The following is a 20,475-nucleotide window of genomic DNA, read 5'->3' on the forward strand; positions in this document are numbered from 1 at the left end:
CCCTCACGGCGCATTGCGTTGAGTAGGATCGCGCAGAAAAGCTGGTGAAGGCCCTGTTCCTCCCGAGCGGGCCCGCTCCCGTCCTGCGGCCTCGGCCCACCAGATCAACTGGGAAAAGGTGCGTTCGATATAGGAAACCCAACGCGTATGGCTAGATTACGTTCGGTTGCTCAACGATGACAGTCGCCCTCAGTCCAGCAAAATGGTGCAATCGTCTTCTGAAAATGACAGGTCTCGAATGGTTCACCGACATGATATCCAAATGAGTCATAGCTACGTCCCATTGAGCATAAATATTGCCATCTCGTAATTGCATTGAGGTAAGATGGCATACAAATTCAAATAAATTTCCAATTCGACCTCGTCTCATATGAACCGTACGATTTACTTTAATCTCTGTGCACAGAAGCTTGCCGCATTATCCTCCAAGATTGAGATATTGGGAAAGCTGAACATACTCCACGATCACAATCACTCCGAAGATTTCTACCTACATTTCCTCAACAAGCTGTATGGCTACAAGCTTGAAAATATGAATGCAATCCAAAACAATACTGAGGGAATCGATCTTTGTGATAAGGAAAATGAAATAGTCTTGCAGGTTTCGTCAACTGCAACAAAAGCTAAGGTGGAGAGTGCGTTGAATAAGAATTTATCATCGTACACAGGCTACTCTTTTAAGTTTATGTCTATTTCTAAGGATGCGGCAGCTCTACGGGCGCTCACCTATAAGAATCCACACAATCTGACCTTCAGTCCACCCACAGATATTCACGACATTACATCGCTGCTGACCACGATCCGGAGTCTGGAAATTAATGCACAGCATTCCATTTACTCTTTTCTACAGGATGAACTGGATCCTGGGAGTCGACAGATTTTTGTTGAAACAAATTTGGCCGCAGTTATCAACATTCTCTCACGGGAAGATATGCTCGACGGCTACGCGGCAGCTGTTCCTATTGCGTTTGATGTAGATAAAAAATTGATCGTGAATAACCTTAATTCGGCTGCATTGATTGTAGAAGAGTACAAAATTCATCATCATCGCGTTACTCGACTATATGAAGAGTTCAATAGAGCTGGGAAAAATAAAAGCAACTCCGTTCTGAATACGCTTATGATGATATATGCAAAAAATACTTCAAACTACTCTGGCGATGAGTTATTTTTTAAAGTGGTCGATCTTGCTATTGAGAAAATACAGTCAAGTGCTAATTATGCTCAAATTCCACTGGATGAGTTGGAACAATACGTAAGTGTACTCGCAGTTGATGCCTTCATTCGATGTAAGATTTTCAAAAATCCTTCTGAGGTAAGCCATGCTGTTACCTGACAATATTCATCCGTTGTCTAGCTTGTATTACATAGGATCTCACATTATTCAAGCGTTACGTGGAATCCACCGACCAGATATGCTTGAATTATTTGCAGAAACCCGCCTTTATTACCATGTTTCGATGCCGATTTTTGTTCTTTCGCTTGACTGGCTGTTTCTTGCAGATCTAGTAAAGCTTGATGATGATGGAAAGATAGTTCCATGTTTTTAAAAATGCTACAGATAGAAAATTTAAATGGAATCATTCGCAAAATTCACTTCCATAAAGGACTGAACCTCATCGTCGACGAAACCCTTGGCAGTGACCCTGAGTCAACGGGTAATAATGTTGGAAAGACGACGGTTCTGCGGTTGATCGATTTTTGTATGGGCGGAAAACCACAACAGATTTATACCGATCCGGAAAATAGTAAAAAAGAGTATACGGTTGTAAAGGAATTCCTTCAAAAAACCGAAGTATTGGTGACCCTAATACTCACAGAAGACCTCGATGACCAATTTGCAAAACAAGTGGTCATTGAAAGGAATTTTGCCGCTCGCAAAGGTATTGTCCGAAGAATTGACGGGAAGTCGCTAACGGAAGCAGAATTTCTCATATCGCTTACGAACCTTATATTTAGAGAACATGGCGAAAAAAAACCGTCCTTGGCGCAGCTTTTGGCACATAATATTCGCTATAAGGATATCAGCCTTTCAAATACTCTAAAAAATGTTAACCAATGGACAAAAGATGAGGAATATGAGGCCCTCTATCTGTTTATGTTGGGATGCGACTTCTCTCAAGGCGATGAAAGGCAAAAGATTCTGACGGCGATACGTGTAGAAAATATATTCAAAAGCCGCCTTGAAACGTCGCGTACGCGCTCAGCCTACGAAGCATCCTTGGGAGTACTAGTGGGGCAGATAGACGCCTTGAATGCTCGAAGAAGCACGTTCCAAGTGAATCCTGATTTCCAAGATGATTTGGGGGAGTTAGATCGTGTCACCTATCTTATAAGCGTCGAAACTGCGGAGATAGGTCGCGCTACGCTACGGAAAAATCTTATTGATGAGGCCGTTCAAGACTTGTCAACGAGTCGTGTTGAGATCGACATAGAGCAGTTGACTAATCTTTATCGCGAAGTCACAACCCGGCTTGGTGGAGTGCAAAAATCATTCGATGAATTAGTTGATTTCCACAATCGAATGATTGATGAAAAAACAAGGTATATTGCAAAAGAGATTCCACAGCTGGAAATTGATATCGCTATACGTCGACGAAAACTAACGGACCTCCTGCAACTTGAGAAAAAATTTTCCGATAAAATAGCAAAGAATGGCACACTTGCTCAACTCGAATTATTAATCGGCGAACTAAGCGAAAAGGAGAGGCAGCGAGGCGAATACGAAACAGTTATTCTGCAAATACGGGGCGTAGAACTCGAAATTACTAGGCAAACCGCTTTATTAACGAAGATCGACACTGAACTTTTTTCTGATGATACGCGTGCGGCGGTCCAAGTACAGGTAGATAAGTTCAACAAAGTATTTTCTCGTGTATCTAACGAACTTTACAATGAGAGTTACTTTTTGAGCTTTGACGTTGCAAAGAAAAATGGCCAGAACATCTATAAGTTCAATACATTTAACTTAAACCTGAGTTCTGGAAAAAAACAAGGTGAAATTTCTTGTTTCGATATCGCGTATACGTTGTTTGCTGACGAAGAGAATATTCCGTGCGTCCATTTTCTTCTAAACGACAAGAAGGAATTAATGCACGACAATCAACTTACCCAGATAGCGCGTTTAGTCGAGAGAGAAAATGATCATGTCCAGTTTGTAGCGTCGATCCTACGTGACAAACTGCCTGCGGAATTGAACAACGAGGAATTCTTTATCGTTAAACTATCTCAGCAGGACATGCTTTTCCGTATTAAGGATGGAGAAAATTAATCTTTAAGGGCCTTGATGGCGTACCCTAGTAAGGAGGCTTAGGAGCATTTTTCCGTACTGGATTCGAGCCTGTAAACCCTACTGTTACGGAGAGCCATTTAGAACCATTCTCATTTGATTTTGGCTTGCAGCGGTGTGATCGGGCTCGAAGCGATATAATTCTTTACAGAAAACAACTAAGGACTCGACATGATTGGAAGACGCACGAAGTATTCCCTTTCCCAGTTACTTGCGCTGCAAGAGCATTCGGTAATCTGCGTGCTGTTATCGAAGTACGGTGCAAGCCTCGAAGGGAACAACCTCGTTCAAATAGGCTAGTCAACCGCGATCCCACTACCTCGCTGAATCCGTGGAAAAATGCGTCGGTATTCGCAAGATCAAAGAATCGAAAATGGGGAATTATATGACTACAGGCATCAAACTTCCACCTGGGCATTCGGTTCAGATATATCGCACGGGTGAACAAACTCAATGCTTCAAGATCGTAAGCTATTGTGAGTTCAAGGACGAAGAGGGCAAAGTCCATAATCAACAGGATGTATTCGGTCGCTCATTTACGAGGGTAGATGTCGTCGACCCTGTCACCGGCGCAACCGTTCAATATAAATAAAAGGTCGGGGAAAAATAATGGGCAAAATGACAGACCCTACGAACACGCTTGTTGCACTGCAAGACTCCATCAGCATGAGGGCTGTGCAGATGGAAAGGGGACGCATCCATACTGACCTCGCGGTCTACTTGGATCAGCCTGCTCAAGGAACTCAGCGAATCACGTATGCGAAAGTCACCAATAAGGGCGAGGTAAAAGCGATTGCTGTATTCGTGAACACCGAGTCGCATGATGGCCTCCCTTGCTTTCAGGTCGGATATGCAGTGGCTGAACGATTCTTCCGACAAGGTTTGGGTTCGGAGATCGTCAGAAAGTCGATTGCCGAAATGGTGAATGGTTTTCGGGATGTCATGCCGAGCTTCTTCATAGAGGCAATTGTCGGAGCAAGCAATCGGGCATCGCTGAAAATTGCAGGCAAACACATATCTCGGACATCCCTTGAAATATCAGATGGGGTCTCGGGGCAGCCAGCAATGCAGTTCTTGCGACGAATTGGATAGCTATGATCGTATAAATCGTTTATAAGGAAAAAACATGTCATTGAGTGACCATCTTAAAGCCGAAGCTACAAAAGCTTACATCGCAAGTTTTGAAAATGAATTTGTCGATTTTATCGATCGGTTAGCTGGCATTGTCGCAGTCGGCGATGCCGCCGATGCTAGGCCGATAGTGCAGCAGCTAGTTAATGCATATCGCACCGAAAAAAAGTGGGGCGCGGTAGAGATTCCCCACTTCAATACTCTAATAATGCTAATCAAAATTACCGGAGCGTCGGAAGAGCTTTGAGGTGAAAGAATGATGTAGGTAAAGGGAAGGCGCCCAGCAGCAGTTTGGCCGCGCTGGACGCGGCCTATTTTATTGTTGGCCTACTTCTTATAGGAAACCGCATGGTAAAGCCGCCGAGGAAGAAATCTAGAGGATTGGCAGTGTTAGGTCGGAATAGAAGCTTGAACAATGTAATGAAAACTTGAATGAACGTCCTCTAAGGTGGCGCCGCCCCCCGGCTCTCAGAGTGATGGGACAAAGCTGGCTTGGCCACATTCAAAATTCTATTACTAGAATATGGTCAGATGCACATTGGTAGACGTACCTGTTCAAGAATCTGCACCAGGTGTAGATTGGCCACCGAAGCGGTAGCGAGCCTGGAATAGCGTGATTCATGAAGTGGAGACGCCCAAGGTTCAGTCGCTTATTATTTGGAATACCTCAAGTTGAGGATAAATACATGAAAATCATCTTTGAAGAAATCAATGAACTTTCTTCAGAAAAAGTCGCACTATTCAGCTTGGGGAAATTTGGCTACGTCTTTATTAATAAAGATCCGATATTTTTCAATAAATTGCGTCCGCTCATCGAAACCTCGCTGGCAAATGAAAGCTTTCAGGAAGACGTAATGCGTGCTTACACGGAGGGCTGCATGAATGAGAAAGCGGCCATTCTGAAAGAATTCGAAGCCAAGCGCGACCATCCAACCGCAGTCATGTTTTATGCGCTGCAGATTGAACAAGTGGACAAGCGATTGGCCATAACGACGATTCAGCATTTAATAGATCACTTAAAAAATTATCTCAATGAGTATCCGGGGACGCTAGAAATTCTCAATAACTCTTACAAATACATCCATGGCGAAGACGGCTCTTCGTACATAGAAGAGAATTACGTAAATTACCGTATTGGCTGCATTTTGCATTCAAAGCACCAATCAATCAGGGGGAGGATTGAAATGCTGGATCTTAAGTATTCCGAGGTGGTTGAAAGTGAGTACGAGAAAATTGGCATTGACATAAAAAAGGAAGATGCTCAATTCTCAAAATACAGTCTTGTTAGCCTGAATAATAATATCCAAATATTCAACAATAAGGATAGTCAGACAATTCGCGATGAGCGCATAGGGCGACACTTCTGGATAAAAGTTCCGAGGAAGCTGCTCAGCTCTATCGAGATACTCATTGAAAAAAGAATGCTGTCCGAAATAGCATTCAGAATTGATTATGTTTCCGATTATGTTCCGGCATTGGAGGATAAGGAGTTTGGCGCTCCGCTGCGACTAAAAATATCTTCCCTGCCTAAATTATCAAAGTTCTACTCCACCGATAAATACGAGAATAATCTTTGGATTCACCATGATACAGATAAACTAAGTTTGACTTTTGAGGAATTGATGGAGGACTTTGAAGTGGCAGGCGACTACATCGTCACGCAAGTCATCCATCTTGAATACAGTTCAAAAGGCGAGGATTTTTTTATAACTCACTTGGATCACGAATTTATCGCATATACGCTAGAGAGCTACCAAGAAAGATTGAGCAATGCCAACATAAAAGGGCATAGAAAAATAAAAACATTTAAAATAGATAATTCGATGATACCGTTCAATATAAATATTGACGGGGACCTGTTCCTACTTCGAGTTCTCGATTCGTACTTCAAAAATGATGACTTAATTCGTGAATATTTTGAAAAAATCAACTGACTTGGCAATTGGATCTATTCAAGTCAAACAGCAATCAGCAGAGGAAATGGCGCTGCTTTCCGCGCATCGTCGCTGACTTTGCGGTAGCCGTACACGCTCAGGCACACCATAGCGCTTCGTCTAGGCGTACAAGCTGCGGATGCTTACCCCGAGCAGCTCTGCTACTTAGCTCGCTGGATGCCCACGTTGGGGTACCTGCTTGACTGCGCTATCTTGAATTCTTCTGTGTACCGCTTGCCACTCATACGTTCTCCTTGTGTCCGATATTATGGTTCAGGAGTGTCTACGATAGTCGTGGCGATTCACCGCAGAAAACGACCAAAAATGCGAATGATTTCGAGGTTGATGAAAGGTCAGAAAATGGCGTTTTTTTGCTAAAATAGACTCATTAAAGTACATTTCCTGCATCAAATGTATTTGAATTGGTGGGTAACTTGCCTCTTAGCTTGAAGTATTACGCAGCATAACGAGCTTATTTTTTCGCCATTCGAGATGGCGCAATGAGAAGGTCGGCATGGTGCTGACCAGCGAGGAAAAAGCATGGCAACGAAACGAGTTAAAGGGGTGTCTTTTGATGGCTCGGCTAGCGAGCTGCAGGCGCTTATCGGTAAATGGAATGCAGTCGGAGGTTTACGGTGGAACGTGCAGCAAACCGACTTCGTTGGAGGGTCGTTCGATGTTGAGTTTATTCGGAATGATGGCGCGATCAATATCGCTGAGGCGAGGGCATGGGTACAGAATGCTTTGAAACACGCCCACGATTGATCGGAAAATTAATGACGACCCATACTCGCCCTCCCGAGATCAACGCTCGCATCCAGCGCCTTGTCCAGGCAATATCGGCAATTCCAGTCGCGCCAAATGTTGCGGACGCATGCTCGAACATATCCAATGCAGTCCGCGTCGCTGAAAAGGCAGAGAGTAAGCCGTGGAAAATAGATCCGCTCACGGCGAAAGAAGTTAAAAATTATCCGGATGGATCGGTTCGTGTTCCTCAAATTGGGCATTGGCTCTATATCCACAGCAACGGCGCTTTTGGGATTCTTGACCTCTGGTCGGATACGATTGTTATGTCAAAAGCTGGCTCTAACGGCATTGCTTTTTACAAACCCACGTGATCGGAAAATTATGTCAGATAGTAAACCTATGGAAGTCGACTTGTCGAATACTGTCCTGCCGCTTTCTGTTGACGGTCCGGTGTATTTGACAGTGGAGGGAGCGACCCGAGAGCTGGTCGTGAAGTGTTTTATGCAAACATCTGTCAGCGCAAACCCAATGCCCGTGCATATCCGTTTTGGGCAAACCGCTTTTGGTGAGCTGGCTGGCGGAATCGTTAAGTTGATAGAGATGGGGCATATCACCCTGACCCCAACGGAATCCACGAAGACTGTGCAGTAGTCAAGGAAAAGATCATGCAACAGGATCAGGCAATTGAGATCTATCAGCGTGCCGTTGATCCGATCATGGGCGAGGAACAGGGCGCGCGGTGGTGGGCCGATGTGAGCACCGAGTTGGGCGCCATGATCGCTGCGCCGGACACCGCGACGGTCGCCCGCGTCATCACCTGGTGGTATGCCGACTGGCGCATGGTTGGCCAGAGCCTGAAGCGCGTAGCCCGCCGCATTCGCCGCCAGGCTGCACGCATGTTGAACGCTTGAAGGAAAACGCACCATGGCCATCGAAGCAGGCAAAACCTACTTTTTTACGAAATCCGGTAACCAGGTTCGCACCATTGCACCGACCACGCCGTATCGCGGCGAGGCGATGTGGGAAGTCGAGCGCACGGCTGGCGCCAGCGCCGGTAAGGGCGGCCCAACAATTCGGCGCTGCATGTTGTTCGCAAAAGCTTTGGGGCATGGTGCTCTATGCATGGCCAATCTGTTTGCGTTCCGTGCGACCAGATCTGCCGGCATGTTGGCAGCAACCGATCCGTTCGGACCGGATAAATGACAAGCACTTTGTCGGTCTTGCACACGGAGCCGGCGTGGTGGTCGCTGCTCGACACTCACCTTGGACGCGACCAAGTGGTTTGGCCGTGGTGCCGAATTTACGCTGCCTGCGCAAAACCCAGGCTGGATATCCTGGCCACCCGCGGTACCACCCGGGCGACCTCGCGCCGGTGACGTTTTGAAGGGAAATGACATGGCCGTGCTTGAATCAACAGCCTATTTGTTGAGTGTCGTGGAAGTTTCGCAAGCCAATAGGATAAGGTGCCAGGCAGACGGATGCGGTCATTCAGTTTTCAAGCGTATACACGTTGTCCTTGTAGATGGGAAATTCCAGGTTTTGGGATCCCAATGTTTTGCAAAGCTCTATGGTGGGATGGGCACGAGTGTAGCCGTTCCATATTACGGCGGCACCGGCGCTAGACCACTCACAGACGACGAACGAGCTATATTAGTGGAGAACACAGCTCGATTCATCGAGCAGCTTGAAAACGAACGCATCGAATTTGAGCGAGTTGCTGCTATCCGGGAAGCTGAGCGGCAGCAGGGGGAACGTGACAGGATTGCTGCTCTTCAAAGACATGCGGTGCCGTTGACAGAATTTATCGACCAGTCGGAATCGAGTAATGATGTTGTATATGGTGGCTACAATTTTGATGTTGATCCTGATTTCACTTCAGGCCAGTATCGGTATATTTGGAGCTCCAGTTGGTGGAAGTCCAGCGGCGCATTGCTGGATAACGTGAGAGTAGTTCTGAGTCGGCCTGTGCACGTTGACGTGTTATATAGGGCCATCGTAGAAACAGTTCGGCAACCAACGATCTCGCCCGCCATGTTTGCAATTCAACTTGAAACTGCAGGGGTTCCCCGAGACGTGGCATTGCAGTGTCTATGCGATCTGAAGTTGGCTGTACGTGGGAAACGCCGTTTTGCGGACTAGCGATATGAGTTGACCAACGCCACATATTTGTGGAGCGAAGGTTTTCCTATTCGTCTATCAGAAGTTAACATTCGGAAGGCTCGCGGCAGCGAGATGAATGGTTGATCTTGCCCCCGTATAACCGGACACAGCCTAGCGCTTAATTAACGCCGCTTTCCTGAGCCCGGCGTGCCAGCTCCCTCCTGTACATGCGAGGTGATTTCAAGTTCAACGACGAGTGAGGATGCACCTCATTGAAATGCGTAAAAGCGTCTGGCAGTTGAGCCAGCACTGCCTCGGCAGTGCTGCGGTCCATCATTAGTCCCGTTTAAACGTGTTCACAAAGCTCTCAGCCATGCCGTTCGATTGCGGGCTGCACACGGGCGTGTGCACCGGCTCGATACCCAACGCGCGAGCCAGCGCATGCGTTTCATGAGCTCGATAGGCACCGCCGTTGTCGCTCAAAAATTCCAGCTTGGCCGATCCCACGCTGGCCTGCCCAAATCTGGCCTCCACCGCCTCCACCAACATGTCGCGCACCGGCTCGCCAGGCAGGCCACGTTCGCCCCAGGCCCGCCACGCGATGATCTCACGATCACAACAGTCTTTCATGAAGACGCCAGTCACCACTTCGCCGTTGTCGCAAGCGATCTCAAAGCCGTCGGAGCACCAGCGTTGGTTCGATTCGGCCACCGACACCACACCGTCATGCACGCGGCTACTGAGAGGGCGTTTGGGCGCTTTTGGCAGCAGCAGACGGTTCTCTTTCATGACCCGATAAAAGCGCTTATGGTTGATCGTTTGCAGCCCCATCAAAGCGCGTGTACGGTTGACCAAAGCGCCTGCACGACGATAGCCATACGTCGGCAGTGCGGTGATCTCGGCGCGCACTGCGTCGACCAGGATCGCGTCAGCAGGTTGGTGAAACGTCTGTACGGTGCGGCCATCGACCCAGCTGGCGGGCCGAACCATTATTTGTGAAACGTGTGAGCGCGCTACGCCAAGGGCAGAACAAACCGGCTTCACTGGTCGTCCTTGCCTGACAAGGGCGAGCGCGCAATCCACTTTTTTTCGCGAGCGAACTCAACTGCCTCCTTGAGAATCTCCGCCTCCATCGTCTTCTTGCCGAGCATGCGCTGCAGTTGAGCGATCTGGGCCCGTGCGGCGGCCAGTTCGCTCGCCGGCACGACCGACTCGCCGGCCGTGACCGCCGTCAGCGCACCTTCGCGCTCAAGCTTACGCCAGTTGAATAACTGACTGGCGCCCACGCCGTGCTTGCGCGCGACCAGCGACACGTTCATGCCTGGCTCGTACGTCTCGCGCACCAGTGCCGCCTTTTCCTCGGCTGACCAGCGCCTGCGACGCTCCTCGCTCACTGTCACCACTTCGATTGTTTGCTTGTTCCTAGTCATATGCACAGTCCTATTCCTATCCGTAAGAATAACGCATAGGCTGTGTCCGGGGAATCAGGGGGCTATCTCATGGTGGCACGACTGTATACAGTCAAAATATACGCTACTCACCTGACCATGAAGTGTCTAAGTCGGCTCCTTCCGTTCATTTGTATGGTAAAAGTTGTGCCTCTTTCGCCCAATTTTCCCGTTCGCGCAGGTCGATTCCATAAGGCGGCTCGGGCCAGTCTTCGCCACAGCCCTCCTCGTACTCCATTGATGCCGTCCAAAAGCATTTGGCTTGTTCTGAAAAGGCCTCTCTCCAGCGGCTTTCGTCATCGAGGATCGCTTGCGCTTTTGCTGACAGGGGCTCGCTCTTCCTGCGTTGCTCGACGGCCGCGACTGCTGCAAGATACTCCCAGTAACGGCATTGATGGAGCGGCATGCTGATGGAATCGTCGTAAGGATGCGGCTGCCACCCGAACCAGCCGGTCAGCGCTGTAGCTCCTTCAAAAAGTGCGAGTGCCTCAGCGGCCACCTCCCCGCATAGGCCGAATTGCCGCCGCACGAATTGATGGTGAAATAGGTAGGCATATTGCCGCAGGACAGAGTGACGAAGGTGTCCGTTGCTTTGAGCTTGGGTTTCCTTTAGCCATTTCGCGTAAGACTGCACCAGAGCAGCTGGGTGACTGTGGCGGCAGTAATGCGCCTGCCATAGTTTCGCTACAGTAGGATCTCGCATCAGGTTATCGGCCTGCGAGGCAAGCGTGCTTGTCGCAACTGCGGCCTGCAGCTTGGCCCAGTGCGCGTCGCAACCTTCCATGCGTAGCGCGAAGCGCAGGTGGTAAAGCTGGAAGTCAGTAGAGATTCTGCTACCCTCAATGATGTCAAAAAACTGCTGAGGCTTATCATCGTAGACAGCCAGCAGTTTAGTGATGGCTCGCGTTTCCTCTGCGCTGAAGGATGAGCTTCCAGTCAATCCGCTGCTCGACGCATATGGCTGCTTTCGGTGCTCGAGTTCCCATTCTAGCGCCAGGCCGTTCAGATGCGCCCACTGCTCCCGTGAGCCAGCTCGTTGGACACTGTGCACGGCAATCGAGAACATTCTTCCGACGAATACGTTGCGAACCTGCTTCCATAAATCGCCGTATTCACGTCGCCCTGCATTTTGAGGCCAATGCAAAATGGCTTGCGGCAGTATCGCATCCAGAGACTGTTGGTGCTCCCAGGCATCGTTAGCTGACTCGTCGGCTTGTTCATTTGCCCATCGTTCATGCCCCGAGAATGGTTCCGCAAATTCCTGCGCCTCCATCCTCTTCCGATGGAATGTTCGCATTGCCGATTGACGGCGTCGGAGCGCGATTGCGACGCGGATAAACCAGCCTCGTGCGCAAGCTGCGTCTTGCTCGATAGCTGAGCAGGCATTTCTATCCGCATTCGCCAAGTCGTCCAGCGCGAGATAAGCATCCGCCCTTGATACAAACTCAGCTGCGCTTGGCAAGCCTGTCCGCGCCTTCGCTTCACTTGCCTCCTGCACTTGCAGTGCATGCAGCGCAAAGGGAGCAATAGCCGGTATCTCAGTATTCCTGGCGGCCAACAACCTCTCATCCAGCCTGTCTACCTTTAAATTCAAATGAGGGTCAGCAAGAACGGAGCGCGCTGACGAGATACGATCCAGCCAGTAGCGGTAGATATCGAGGCGTTGCTGCATGCTTTGCTCGACATCATTCAGCCGTTCGTTCAAGATATTCGCATCTATTGCACCAGTGACGACGTCTATCACCGTGGTTGTCTCACCGCTGAAGAGCGCATCGAGGTCCAGCAGGTTACGCACGAGGTTGTCAGTATCTGGGCCACGTAGCTGTCCCAGCTGTTTACGGCGACCATGTGTATTCTCCGCAGTCGCGCCTTCAAATAGCTGTTCCTGGTACAAATACTTGTTCAGCGCACTCCGTAAATACATAGGGCAAGGCACTTTGCCTGTCAGTCGCTCGATCGTTGCCAAAACTCCGTCATTAGCCTTTTTTCTTGCCATTGCACACTCCATTTTGGAAGCGGGGCCCGCAAATTGATGCTGCGCGCCCCAAGATATTGCCTTCTATTTTATTTGCGTTTCACGGCCGGTTGCTGAATGGCTCTGCCTTTGTCATGCACCGGGCTTGTGGGATTTCCCTGATTCGAACGATTGTCATTCACCTGCTTGTGAGTGATGTTGCTCGGGTTATGCTGGTTAGCGTTATGATCAGCTTGTTTTTGGTTCATTAAATGCTTTTTGACGTGGATGGAGCTTGAAGTGTAATTATGTGACCGTAACAGAAAAGCATTTTCTCGCGGTTCTGCCTCCAGCGGTCCAAACCCGTTCGTCGATGCCCATTTCGGGTGCCTTTCAGCCTTTCAGACTTTCCTTTCTGAGCTTATTTAGCCTGCGGATTCAATCGATCATCCGATTGTCCACCTAAGTTTGAAGCCATCTCGCAATGGGTGAGGACGAACTGGATGTCTCTTTCTGAGCCAGTTCACCTGGTGCTGGCACAGGCTTTGCCGTTTCGCGAACGTGGGTTGCGCTCACAGCCGCGACCAGGCTAGCCGCTTCCGAACTGAGTACGGTAGCCACCGTCTGTTCTTCCCGCCCACTTCGGGATCTCAGCCATGTCGAGATGGCATGGATCTGCTGTTCGACGTCACCTGCTGGATGACCGATTTCGGCGATGTATCGCTCCAATGCCAGGCGCACAAGCTTGCCCCGTTCGCGCACTGGCGTCATCGCCAGCAGCGTGTGGACGTCCGGCGCCTCCTGAAAAGTCAGGCTGATGCGAACGGTGATCTCGGTACCGATTTTCGGTGGCTTATCCATTGGTGTCGACATGGCAGATCCCTGGATCAGGACTGCAGCAGTGACAGCAGGCCCAGACGGCAGAAGCCTTCCGCGACCATCATCCGCGGCTCGTCGCTGGTGACAGCATTGGGATATCGTTGTTTGAGTCCATCAAGAAGCATTTCAGCGCCTCCACCACCAATGATGATGCCGTCCAATACGGCCGCTTTTTGGCCAAATACGCGGTTGGCTTCATCCATGACGACGGCTTCGAAGCCTGCTTTCGCCTGATTGAGCAAGCGAGAGACGTCGACGCGCTGCCCGAAGTGCTTGATGCTTCCGCTGCGTACTGCCGCATCGACCACGTCCAGTGATGTTGGCAGCTTGGCCTGCGCCAGTGCGCTGGACATGCCGTCGTAGACTAGATGCATGCCTGCGCACGATATGGCCGCGTATTCCATCATGGAGCCGCGATCGCACAGCGCGAAGTCGGTTGTGTAGTGGCCGATTTCGATGACGCCCCAGGCCTCGCTGTCGAGATCTCGCTGCGGGTGGAGACGACCGTTATTCTGGATCGAGAGCCACTGCAGCGGTGCATCAGCCTGGCTCTGCACCATCACCCTGAGCGTCTGGCCTGGCAGAAGGCGTGGGGTCAGCAAAGCCATGATGCGGTTACGGAGCGTGTCGCGCTGCGGCCCGACGAACTTGGCTGGCAAGCCCATCACCAGATGCACCCTTGCTGACGGATTGCCAAACGCCTGCATGGCTTTGCGCCATGCACCCAGCACCAGTGCATCGTGCTGGGGACTCTCGATCCAATCCGCGTTTTGTCCCGTGTACACTTCCGAGCGGCCTTGCCGCAACGCCGTATCGCCGAAGAAGTACCTGCGCCCATCCACCTCGACAGTCTCGAGCTCAGCTTTTTGTCGCGTCTGCTCGTTCGTCAGCGTGATCGCCGGGATCACCACAGTGGGAATCTGGAACGAATGACGCGCGTCTGGCGAAGCCAGCGAGGCTGCGCGAATTTTGAACATTGAGTGGCCGCCATCGATTGCGATTGAAATGTTTTCCATTTAGAACTCCAAGTGTCAGTGAAAGATTTAATGTAAAGCGCAAGCCGGCATGCGCAAGTCAGGTTTCCATCGTGACCATGAGCCGCGACAGGAACCGGGAAGCCGTCCGTGTCGAATATCGAGGTTCGAAAATGCGCCGTCATTAGCTATCACCAGGTGCGGAAATCCAGACAAGCGCCGCAGCAAAAAATGTGTCTTGACACGCTAGCTACGTTTGTATAACTTACGCAGCGTCGGCATTCGGCATTTTTGTTCCCCGCAATTTCAAGTTGTTCTGTCCAGAGAGAGAACAGCTTTTCGCAACGCCAGGCGTTTGGCATCGCTCGCTTTCATCGGATCGCGAGCATTCATCACCATCAAAAAATCCAGTTCTTACTTGGCCTAGTCTTGTCTGCAAGGCTCTACAGGCAGGTACAGAGTGATCCCCAAAATATGTCGTTATCTGCTTTCCAGCGCAATGGCAGGGAAAACCCGATCACAGATCGACGTTTCTGCTTGAGTGGTTAGCGCAGACGGCCACGCTACAGCCATATCTCCATCCCTTCTTCGCTCCGAAGAGCACCACCCTCCAACACTTCAACTGCAAACATCGTGATCGGGCTAGTCACCCCTCAGGCCGCATGTGCGTCAAGCACGGCGCCTGAGAACGTCACGCCAGCTCTCACTGGTTTTCCCGTAACTGGAGGCGCGCACCCTCAAAGCCCGGACCTGTTCCGGGAGTGCGTAGCGAGAAACTGCTCAATGTTCAATTCTCTTTCCAGGAAGAGATACCGAGTACCGCAAGGGCTCGGCGCATCGGTGGTTGGCAGTAAGGCCCACTGATGTGAAACCGGTTTATTTAAGACGGGAGCCTTACCCCCGCCTGCCTGTTTGATCTGCCGCGCTTCCGCGTCTGCTGATAAGAGGTATCGATGGTTTTTTTGGAGGACGTATGTGGCAGCAAAAAGTGAACGACATCATGAAGCTGGCAGGCACACGCAGAGTCAATGGCAAGGTGGCGTCCGAACGCACGCAGACACTGACGAAAGACGTTTTATATGCATCGATCCGGCGGCTGCATGAACTCGGCTACAAGATTCAGGATCCGAAGAACCTCGGCGAACGGCACATCGAAGTGCTCGTCAAGCACTGGTGGTATTGCCAGCGAAAGAAAGCGAAGACCATCCAGAACGACCTGTCTCGATTACGCGTTTTCTGCGCAATGCTCGGCAAGCCAGGCATGGTCGGCGCCGTCCAGAAATATCTGCCGGATGTAGATCCTGAATTGTTGAAAGTGCGTTCGGCCGCACGAATCACGAAGTCCTGGTCCGGACATGGCATTGATCTGATCGAGACTTTCCGCATGGTTGACGAGCGCGACCCGTGCCTCGGTCTGATGTTACGTCTCGAGTTGGGCTTTGGACTGCGGCGCGAAGAGGTCCTGAAATGCAATCCACACGTTCAGGATTACGGCCATTACCTGCAGGTTTTTCCGGGGATGGGCAAAGGCGGTCGTTGGCGAAATATTCCCATCGCGTCACACGCGCAGCGTGATTTGCTCGACTACGTCAAAGCACGCGTGTCGAAAAACAAAGCGCTTGGTTGGGAGTATTCCCGGTCGGGCCAAATAGCCAGTCTGGAGCAGAACATTCGCCGCTACGAGAATTTGATGACGTCGTTCGGCTTTACCAAAGCCGATGCCGGCATAACAGGACATGGATTGCGCGCGCAATTTGCCGAGAACCATGCGCTGCTGCTAGGGATGATCCCACCCACGATGGGTGGCAGGTCAGGGCAGCTGGATGCCGCCGATAGCGGTGTCGTGAAGGCGAAGGTGGCGCAAGCATTGGGACACAACAGGGTGTCTGTGACGAGTGCGTATATCGGTTCCTTCGAGCCGTCTTCGGCACCTTTTCCGGACAGCGATCAAGGGATCGTGACGATTCAGAAAGCACTTCGAATTCTTGACGCTGTTGCACTTCCCGAAGTCCCAGCCGATCGGTTGGAGGATTGTCGGTTTATTCAGGAAATGATGGCTTGCACAGGCCTGGCTTTGACTGCAGACCAGGCGCATATGTTGTTTGCGAAGCATGCCCGGCGTCACGGGGTGGAATGGATGTCTCCTGGACTGGAGACTCCTCTGGCGTTGCGCACCAGCGCTGAAGCGATGTTGAACGATTTTTTGTTGTGTTAATAGGAGAAGTAGAGTGAATACCAATCGCGATATGGAAGTGAATGAAGCGGCGAGGAATTTGTTGATCAGCGCGTGTCCTGTACAGCTTGGGATGCCAGCAAAGCTTATACGGGAGCTTGTCCATGGCAAGTATTCATTTCTTACTGCTGAAGACGTGTGTAGCCTTTCCAAAGATGGATGGGGCCTTAGCATGCTCGACGAATACCTGGATAAACAGGGGTATGTTTTTTCTTGGGGAACGTTAAGTGAGGTGGCAAATCCGAGTGATCCCGATGATGACAAGAGTCCGGCGATTTTTCGTTTTGAGTTCATGCCAATGGAGCTCCTGCTGGCGTTCCCGCAAAGTGCGCAGTTGGAAGACCTTCTCATGTGGCTGTACCGCAACCATCCCCTCTATTATCCTGAGTTCGACTGTGATGAGGGAGATGAGAGCTGGTCAGTCATTTCTTTTCAAAGTGAAGAGGGTGGTGGAGAAACGCTCAGGTCCTGGCTTGCCAATGTGTTCCTTCCACTCATCTGGCATGACCTGCTTGGCGAGGCAACACGGATTGTTCAAGAGAAGATCAAGGCAGCTGTCGCACAGTCCCCGGATGGGTCGTTTCATGAACTCCTTGTCGAACACGATCGGTGCCAGCTGTGCATTGATCCTGCTGAGCTGCAGTTCGAGGTTGATGCGTTTTTAGAAGAGGAATAACAGAATAGCTGGCCAGAGATGCTGCTGATTTTCCTCATGTTTAACCGGGGTTAAAATACTGGCCATTTTCGTGTTAGTGCCCGTTGCAGCCGTGCCATCCGCGAGGCACTGGTCAGGTTGGCGGCATCCGTTCAAGGGCGGCTGCGGTATCAAGCAGGCCGCCCAGAATTTTGTCTGCCACCTTTTCCGAAAAACCCACAGGCAGTTCGCTGCGGACCTTTTCCACGATGGCAGGTGTGCGGGCAATGAAATCGAGCAGGAGCGGTTCGGCGTCCGCGCCATAGCCGACCGCTTTTGCAGTACTATTGAAGTGTCGCCGCTGTATGCCATGCGCGAAGTAGTGCCGGTTGCTTCCCAGTAGCGCCATCGCCATCTTGAGCTTGCGTTCGGCCCACTGGTTGGGTCCTGGGCCGATCACAGGATAGCCGGACATCACGTCATAGATGGGCGTCAGCGTGAACCGGCCGGCGCCCGCGAGTAGCTGGATACTGAAGTTCTTGGCGTGGCCATCTGGGGCGCGCAGCATCCAGAACAGAAGTTGCGAGGCCATCAGCGTGTGCATGTCGGCAGCGCTCTGCTGCGATTGCTGCAGCAGGGTAAACATCTGTTTTAACCCCGGCCCACCGTCATTTTCGTATTTCAGCAGCGGTGATGTTCCCGTCGCCTGGCAAAAATCCTCCTGAATCAGCCGGAAGAGATGCTTGCCATTGGGTGATCGCACGCGGTCAAAACGCTCGACGACGAGCACCCGTTGCGCGCCGAACGTCGCAATCTCGGCATTTGCCGTGGGCAGCCCGTACTCCTTGAACAGCCGCAGGCATAGCCACTCGTTATCGACCGACGTGGTGAAGTCGGCTTTTTTCCCGCCTACCATCCCGATCGGGAGCTTGAAGATGTGCGTTGTTGGCGTAGCGCCGCGCGGCTTCATCCATTTCCCATTCCACCACAAGAAGGCGTCCTTCTCTTGCGCGCCAGCGAGCGAAATGCGGAAATCATCGTCTGCATCATCGGTGGCGCCGTGTCGCTCCGAGCTGACCACTTCGAGCAAGTGCCGCTCGATGTCCTCCTCGTCAAGGACGATGCCGTCAACCTGCGCCAGTCCTTCCGGCTCGCCGCCTTCTGGCAGCAGTTGCAAGGCGCCGACGCAGTCCCGGCCGATAGCCGCGAGTAGGTCGAACGGTTCGAGAGAGCCTGTCTGGAAGCGGGTCGCAACGCGTTTGCGAATGATGTCACTGTCCGGCAGCAAGCCTTCAAAGTAGTTTGCCACACTGGTACCCTTGAGCGGCTCATTGCGCAGATTGAACGGCAGCGACAGCGAGATCGGGCGCCCGAGCCTTGAGCTTTGCCAGGACGCATCGTACTGGAGTTCGGAGTCGCCGTTGGCTTTGACCGTCCAGCGTCCTACATAGTCGCCATTTGCCCAAAGATGGAGCGTCTGGCTGTGTGAGCGGCGCCCCATGACTACCACTCGGCCGAATTGCTTGCGGCGGACGTATCGCGCTCGCCCAACTGCAGCTCCAGCTCGAGTGCGGAGCACCAGCTGAGTAACTGCTTGACGCTGATTTCGTCAGCATGGCTCTCCAGGTAGGAGATGCGATTCTGGCTAAGGCCGACACGCGTGCCTACAGTCGCCTGGGTGATCTTGTGCCGTTTGCGGGTCGATGCGAGTAACTGGCCGAGCTGCGACGCTGTGAGGAGGCGGTGGGTAGTGGGCGAGAAGGACATGTGTTGTATCCGTTATTCAGATATGTCAATATTATCTGAATTACAGATAAAGTCAAGATATCTGAATAACGGATGTAGTAGATGGATGGGAACAGGTGAGGTAGGTAAGAGATGACGAACAGTCGGCTAGAAGATGCTGCAGATTCCCTCGCGTTTCACCGAGGTATGCGAGGCACCAAGGCCGACTGTCACGCGACGGTCGACCTTGGCTGTTCAATCAGTCGTAGAAAGTGTATTTAGTCTCGTCCGGTTGGAGTTTCAGCAGAAGCCTGGTGTACTTTGCCTGAAGAATCGCGGCGCTGATCGATACCACAAAGAATAGTGCAGTAATCGCGAGAATGTCCGGCCAAGAGTCGTTGAAGAATATCGCGATCAGCATGATGACCGAGAGGAAGTCGAAAACCCGACACACAATTGTGAGGAGCATTTTCACTAACGGATGGAAATAAAGTAACAAATAGAAAGCGCGTCAGCTGCAAAAGGAGGCCTTTCCTGTGCAGCAGAGCTGCGATCTGCTGGCCGTCAGCAGGTCGGGTTTTTACACGGCACAGCACCGTGCCGCCAAGCCGGCGGCCTGTAAAGCAAGCATTCATCTGAAAGCGGCCTTCATGGCCAGCCATCAGAGCTACGGAAGCCGCCGACTGGTCACCGCGATGGCGAACGCGGGCGTGCGTATCGGGCGCTTCAAAGTGCGCCGGCTGATGCGCCAGGCAGCCTTGAAGCCTGTCTGGAAGCGTAAATTCGTGCACACGACAGACAGCAAGCACGGCTTGCCGGTGGCCGCCAATGTGTTGAACCGACAGTTCAATCCGGCCGCGCCGAATCTCGCTTACGTCAGCGACATCACTTACATTCGGACCGGCGCTGGATGGCTGTACCTGGCCACAGTCCTCGATCTGTATGCACGCAAAGTGGTCGGCTGGGCCATGGCGCCGAGCATGCCCGCCCAGCTGGTCTGCGATGCCTTGAGCATGGCGATCGGACAGCGGCAGCCAGCCGCAGGATTGATCGTCCATTCTGATCGCGGCAGTCAATATGCCAGCGCGCTGTACCAGGCTATGCTTGAGCGGCACGGCTTCGTTTGCAGTATGAGCCGTAAGGGAAATTGTTGGGATAACGCCGTCGCAGAACGCTTCTTCCTGAACTTGAAAATGGAACGTGTCTGGCAACGACAGTATGCCAACCATGCCGAAGCAAAAGCCGATATTACCGATTACATCGTCGGTTTCTACAACTGTAAGCGTATCAATTCAGCATTGGGCAATCTGCCGCCCACCGTCTACGAACGGCAAATGGCAGCACGTGAACCTATCGTTGTGTCCGAAATTACTTGACCACCACACTTGCGATGGGCCTAGATTTTAGAGGCTGCTCCCTCACTTAGC

General features: G+C 51.4%; 18 protein-coding genes and 2 pseudogenes. 14 read left to right on the plus strand and 6 right to left on the minus strand.

Translation table 11 applies throughout. The annotated features are described in order from the left end of the window. Nucleotides 1–370 precede the first annotated feature (370 nt). From ACQ4WM_RS08785 to ACQ4WM_RS08835, 11 genes are all read left to right on the plus strand, one after another. Entirely contained in the window at nucleotides 371–1,336 is a 966-nt protein-coding gene (locus ACQ4WM_RS08785) for an ABC-three component system protein (protein ID WP_436546327.1), read from the plus strand. Then, nucleotides 1,323–1,550, plus strand: a complete 228-nt coding sequence (locus ACQ4WM_RS08790; RefSeq protein ID WP_436546328.1) for an ABC-three component system middle component 6 — start codon at nucleotides 1,323–1,325, stop codon at nucleotides 1,548–1,550. The genes ACQ4WM_RS08785 and ACQ4WM_RS08790 overlap by 14 nt, the downstream gene beginning before the upstream one ends. Next, nucleotides 1,541–3,271, plus strand: coding sequence for a DUF2326 domain-containing protein (locus tag ACQ4WM_RS08795; RefSeq protein ID WP_436546329.1), 1,731 nt, complete (start codon nucleotides 1,541–1,543; stop codon nucleotides 3,269–3,271). The genes ACQ4WM_RS08790 and ACQ4WM_RS08795 overlap by 10 nt, the downstream gene beginning before the upstream one ends. A gap of 627 nt (nucleotides 3,272–3,898) precedes the next feature. Continuing rightward, nucleotides 3,899–4,381 carry a GNAT family protein gene (locus ACQ4WM_RS08800; RefSeq protein WP_436546330.1) on the plus strand — a complete coding sequence of 161 codons (483 nt, stop codon included), beginning with the start codon at nucleotides 3,899–3,901 and terminating at the stop codon, nucleotides 4,379–4,381. 34 nt (nucleotides 4,382–4,415) lie between these two features. Then, nucleotides 4,416–4,667 (plus strand): hypothetical protein, encoded by a 252-nt coding sequence (locus ACQ4WM_RS08805; RefSeq protein ID WP_436546331.1) that lies wholly within the window; start codon nucleotides 4,416–4,418, stop codon nucleotides 4,665–4,667. A 439-nt stretch (nucleotides 4,668–5,106) separates the two neighbouring features. Further along, nucleotides 5,107–6,354 (plus strand): hypothetical protein, encoded by a 1,248-nt coding sequence (locus tag ACQ4WM_RS08810; protein ID WP_436546332.1) that lies wholly within the window; start codon nucleotides 5,107–5,109, stop codon nucleotides 6,352–6,354. A 540-nt stretch (nucleotides 6,355–6,894) separates the two neighbouring features. After that, on the plus strand, nucleotides 6,895–7,119 hold the full coding sequence (locus tag ACQ4WM_RS08815; RefSeq protein ID WP_436546333.1) for a hypothetical protein: 225 nt from the start codon (nucleotides 6,895–6,897) through the stop codon (nucleotides 7,117–7,119). 11 nt (nucleotides 7,120–7,130) lie between these two features. Further along, on the plus strand, nucleotides 7,131–7,472 hold the full coding sequence (locus tag ACQ4WM_RS08820) for a hypothetical protein (protein ID WP_436546334.1): 342 nt from the start codon (nucleotides 7,131–7,133) through the stop codon (nucleotides 7,470–7,472). Nucleotides 7,473–7,766: 294 nt separating this feature from the next. Continuing rightward, the gene (locus tag ACQ4WM_RS08825; RefSeq protein WP_436546335.1) at nucleotides 7,767–8,012 is read left to right on the plus strand and encodes a hypothetical protein; all 246 of its coding nucleotides are present in this window, start codon (nucleotides 7,767–7,769) and stop codon (nucleotides 8,010–8,012) included. Nucleotides 8,013–8,025: 13 nt separating this feature from the next. Further along, complete coding sequence (locus ACQ4WM_RS08830; RefSeq protein WP_436546336.1) at nucleotides 8,026–8,304, plus strand: DUF1643 domain-containing protein; 279 nt, start codon at nucleotides 8,026–8,028, stop codon at nucleotides 8,302–8,304. 192 nt (nucleotides 8,305–8,496) lie between these two features. After that, the gene (locus ACQ4WM_RS08835) at nucleotides 8,497–9,240 is read left to right on the plus strand and encodes a hypothetical protein (RefSeq protein WP_436546337.1); all 744 of its coding nucleotides are present in this window, start codon (nucleotides 8,497–8,499) and stop codon (nucleotides 9,238–9,240) included. A 139-nt stretch (nucleotides 9,241–9,379) separates the two neighbouring features. On the opposite strand, the pseudogene ACQ4WM_RS08840 reads toward ACQ4WM_RS08835, so the two are convergent. The 4 genes and pseudogenes from ACQ4WM_RS08840 to ACQ4WM_RS08855 form a co-directional block, all read right to left on the minus strand. Further along, a pseudogene (locus ACQ4WM_RS08840) lies at nucleotides 9,380–10,631 on the minus strand (IS3 family transposase). 145 nt (nucleotides 10,632–10,776) lie between these two features. Continuing rightward, nucleotides 10,777–12,645 (minus strand): hypothetical protein, encoded by a 1,869-nt coding sequence (locus ACQ4WM_RS08845; protein ID WP_436546338.1) that lies wholly within the window; start codon nucleotides 12,643–12,645, stop codon nucleotides 10,777–10,779. A 420-nt stretch (nucleotides 12,646–13,065) separates the two neighbouring features. After that, on the minus strand, nucleotides 13,066–13,476 hold the full coding sequence (locus ACQ4WM_RS08850; RefSeq protein ID WP_436546339.1) for a hypothetical protein: 411 nt from the start codon (nucleotides 13,474–13,476) through the stop codon (nucleotides 13,066–13,068). A gap of 14 nt (nucleotides 13,477–13,490) precedes the next feature. After that, a complete protein-coding gene (locus ACQ4WM_RS08855; RefSeq protein ID WP_436546340.1) occupies nucleotides 13,491–14,498 on the minus strand; it encodes a ParM/StbA family protein in 1,008 nt (335 codons plus the stop codon). A 931-nt stretch (nucleotides 14,499–15,429) separates the two neighbouring features. Between ACQ4WM_RS08855 and ACQ4WM_RS08860 the strand changes: the two genes are divergently transcribed. Further along, nucleotides 15,430–16,671 carry a phage integrase N-terminal domain-containing protein gene (locus ACQ4WM_RS08860; protein ID WP_436546341.1) on the plus strand — a complete coding sequence of 414 codons (1,242 nt, stop codon included), beginning with the start codon at nucleotides 15,430–15,432 and terminating at the stop codon, nucleotides 16,669–16,671. Nucleotides 16,672–16,684: 13 nt separating this feature from the next. Continuing rightward, complete coding sequence (locus ACQ4WM_RS08865; protein ID WP_436546342.1) at nucleotides 16,685–17,365, plus strand: hypothetical protein; 681 nt, start codon at nucleotides 16,685–16,687, stop codon at nucleotides 17,363–17,365. A gap of 112 nt (nucleotides 17,366–17,477) precedes the next feature. Here the strand turns inward: ACQ4WM_RS08865 and ACQ4WM_RS08870 are convergent, their stop codons facing one another. Both ACQ4WM_RS08870 and ACQ4WM_RS08875 read right to left on the minus strand, forming a co-directional pair. After that, nucleotides 17,478–18,824: a type II toxin-antitoxin system HipA family toxin gene (locus ACQ4WM_RS08870; RefSeq protein ID WP_436546343.1), complete on the minus strand. Its 1,347-nt coding sequence runs from the start codon at nucleotides 18,822–18,824 to the stop codon at nucleotides 17,478–17,480. A gap of 2 nt (nucleotides 18,825–18,826) precedes the next feature. Beyond that, nucleotides 18,827–19,090 carry a helix-turn-helix domain-containing protein gene (locus ACQ4WM_RS08875; RefSeq protein ID WP_436546344.1) on the minus strand — a complete coding sequence of 88 codons (264 nt, stop codon included), beginning with the start codon at nucleotides 19,088–19,090 and terminating at the stop codon, nucleotides 18,827–18,829. A 470-nt stretch (nucleotides 19,091–19,560) separates the two neighbouring features. On the opposite strand from ACQ4WM_RS08875, the pseudogene ACQ4WM_RS08880 reads away from it, so the two are divergent. Next, nucleotides 19,561–20,424, plus strand: a pseudogene (locus ACQ4WM_RS08880) (IS3 family transposase); the annotation flags it as partial. Nucleotides 20,425–20,475 lie beyond the last annotated feature (51 nt).

The sequence above is a fragment of the Janthinobacterium longum genome, from assembly GCF_051380735.1.
Classification (GTDB): Bacteria; Pseudomonadota; Gammaproteobacteria; order Burkholderiales; family Burkholderiaceae_D; genus Janthinobacterium.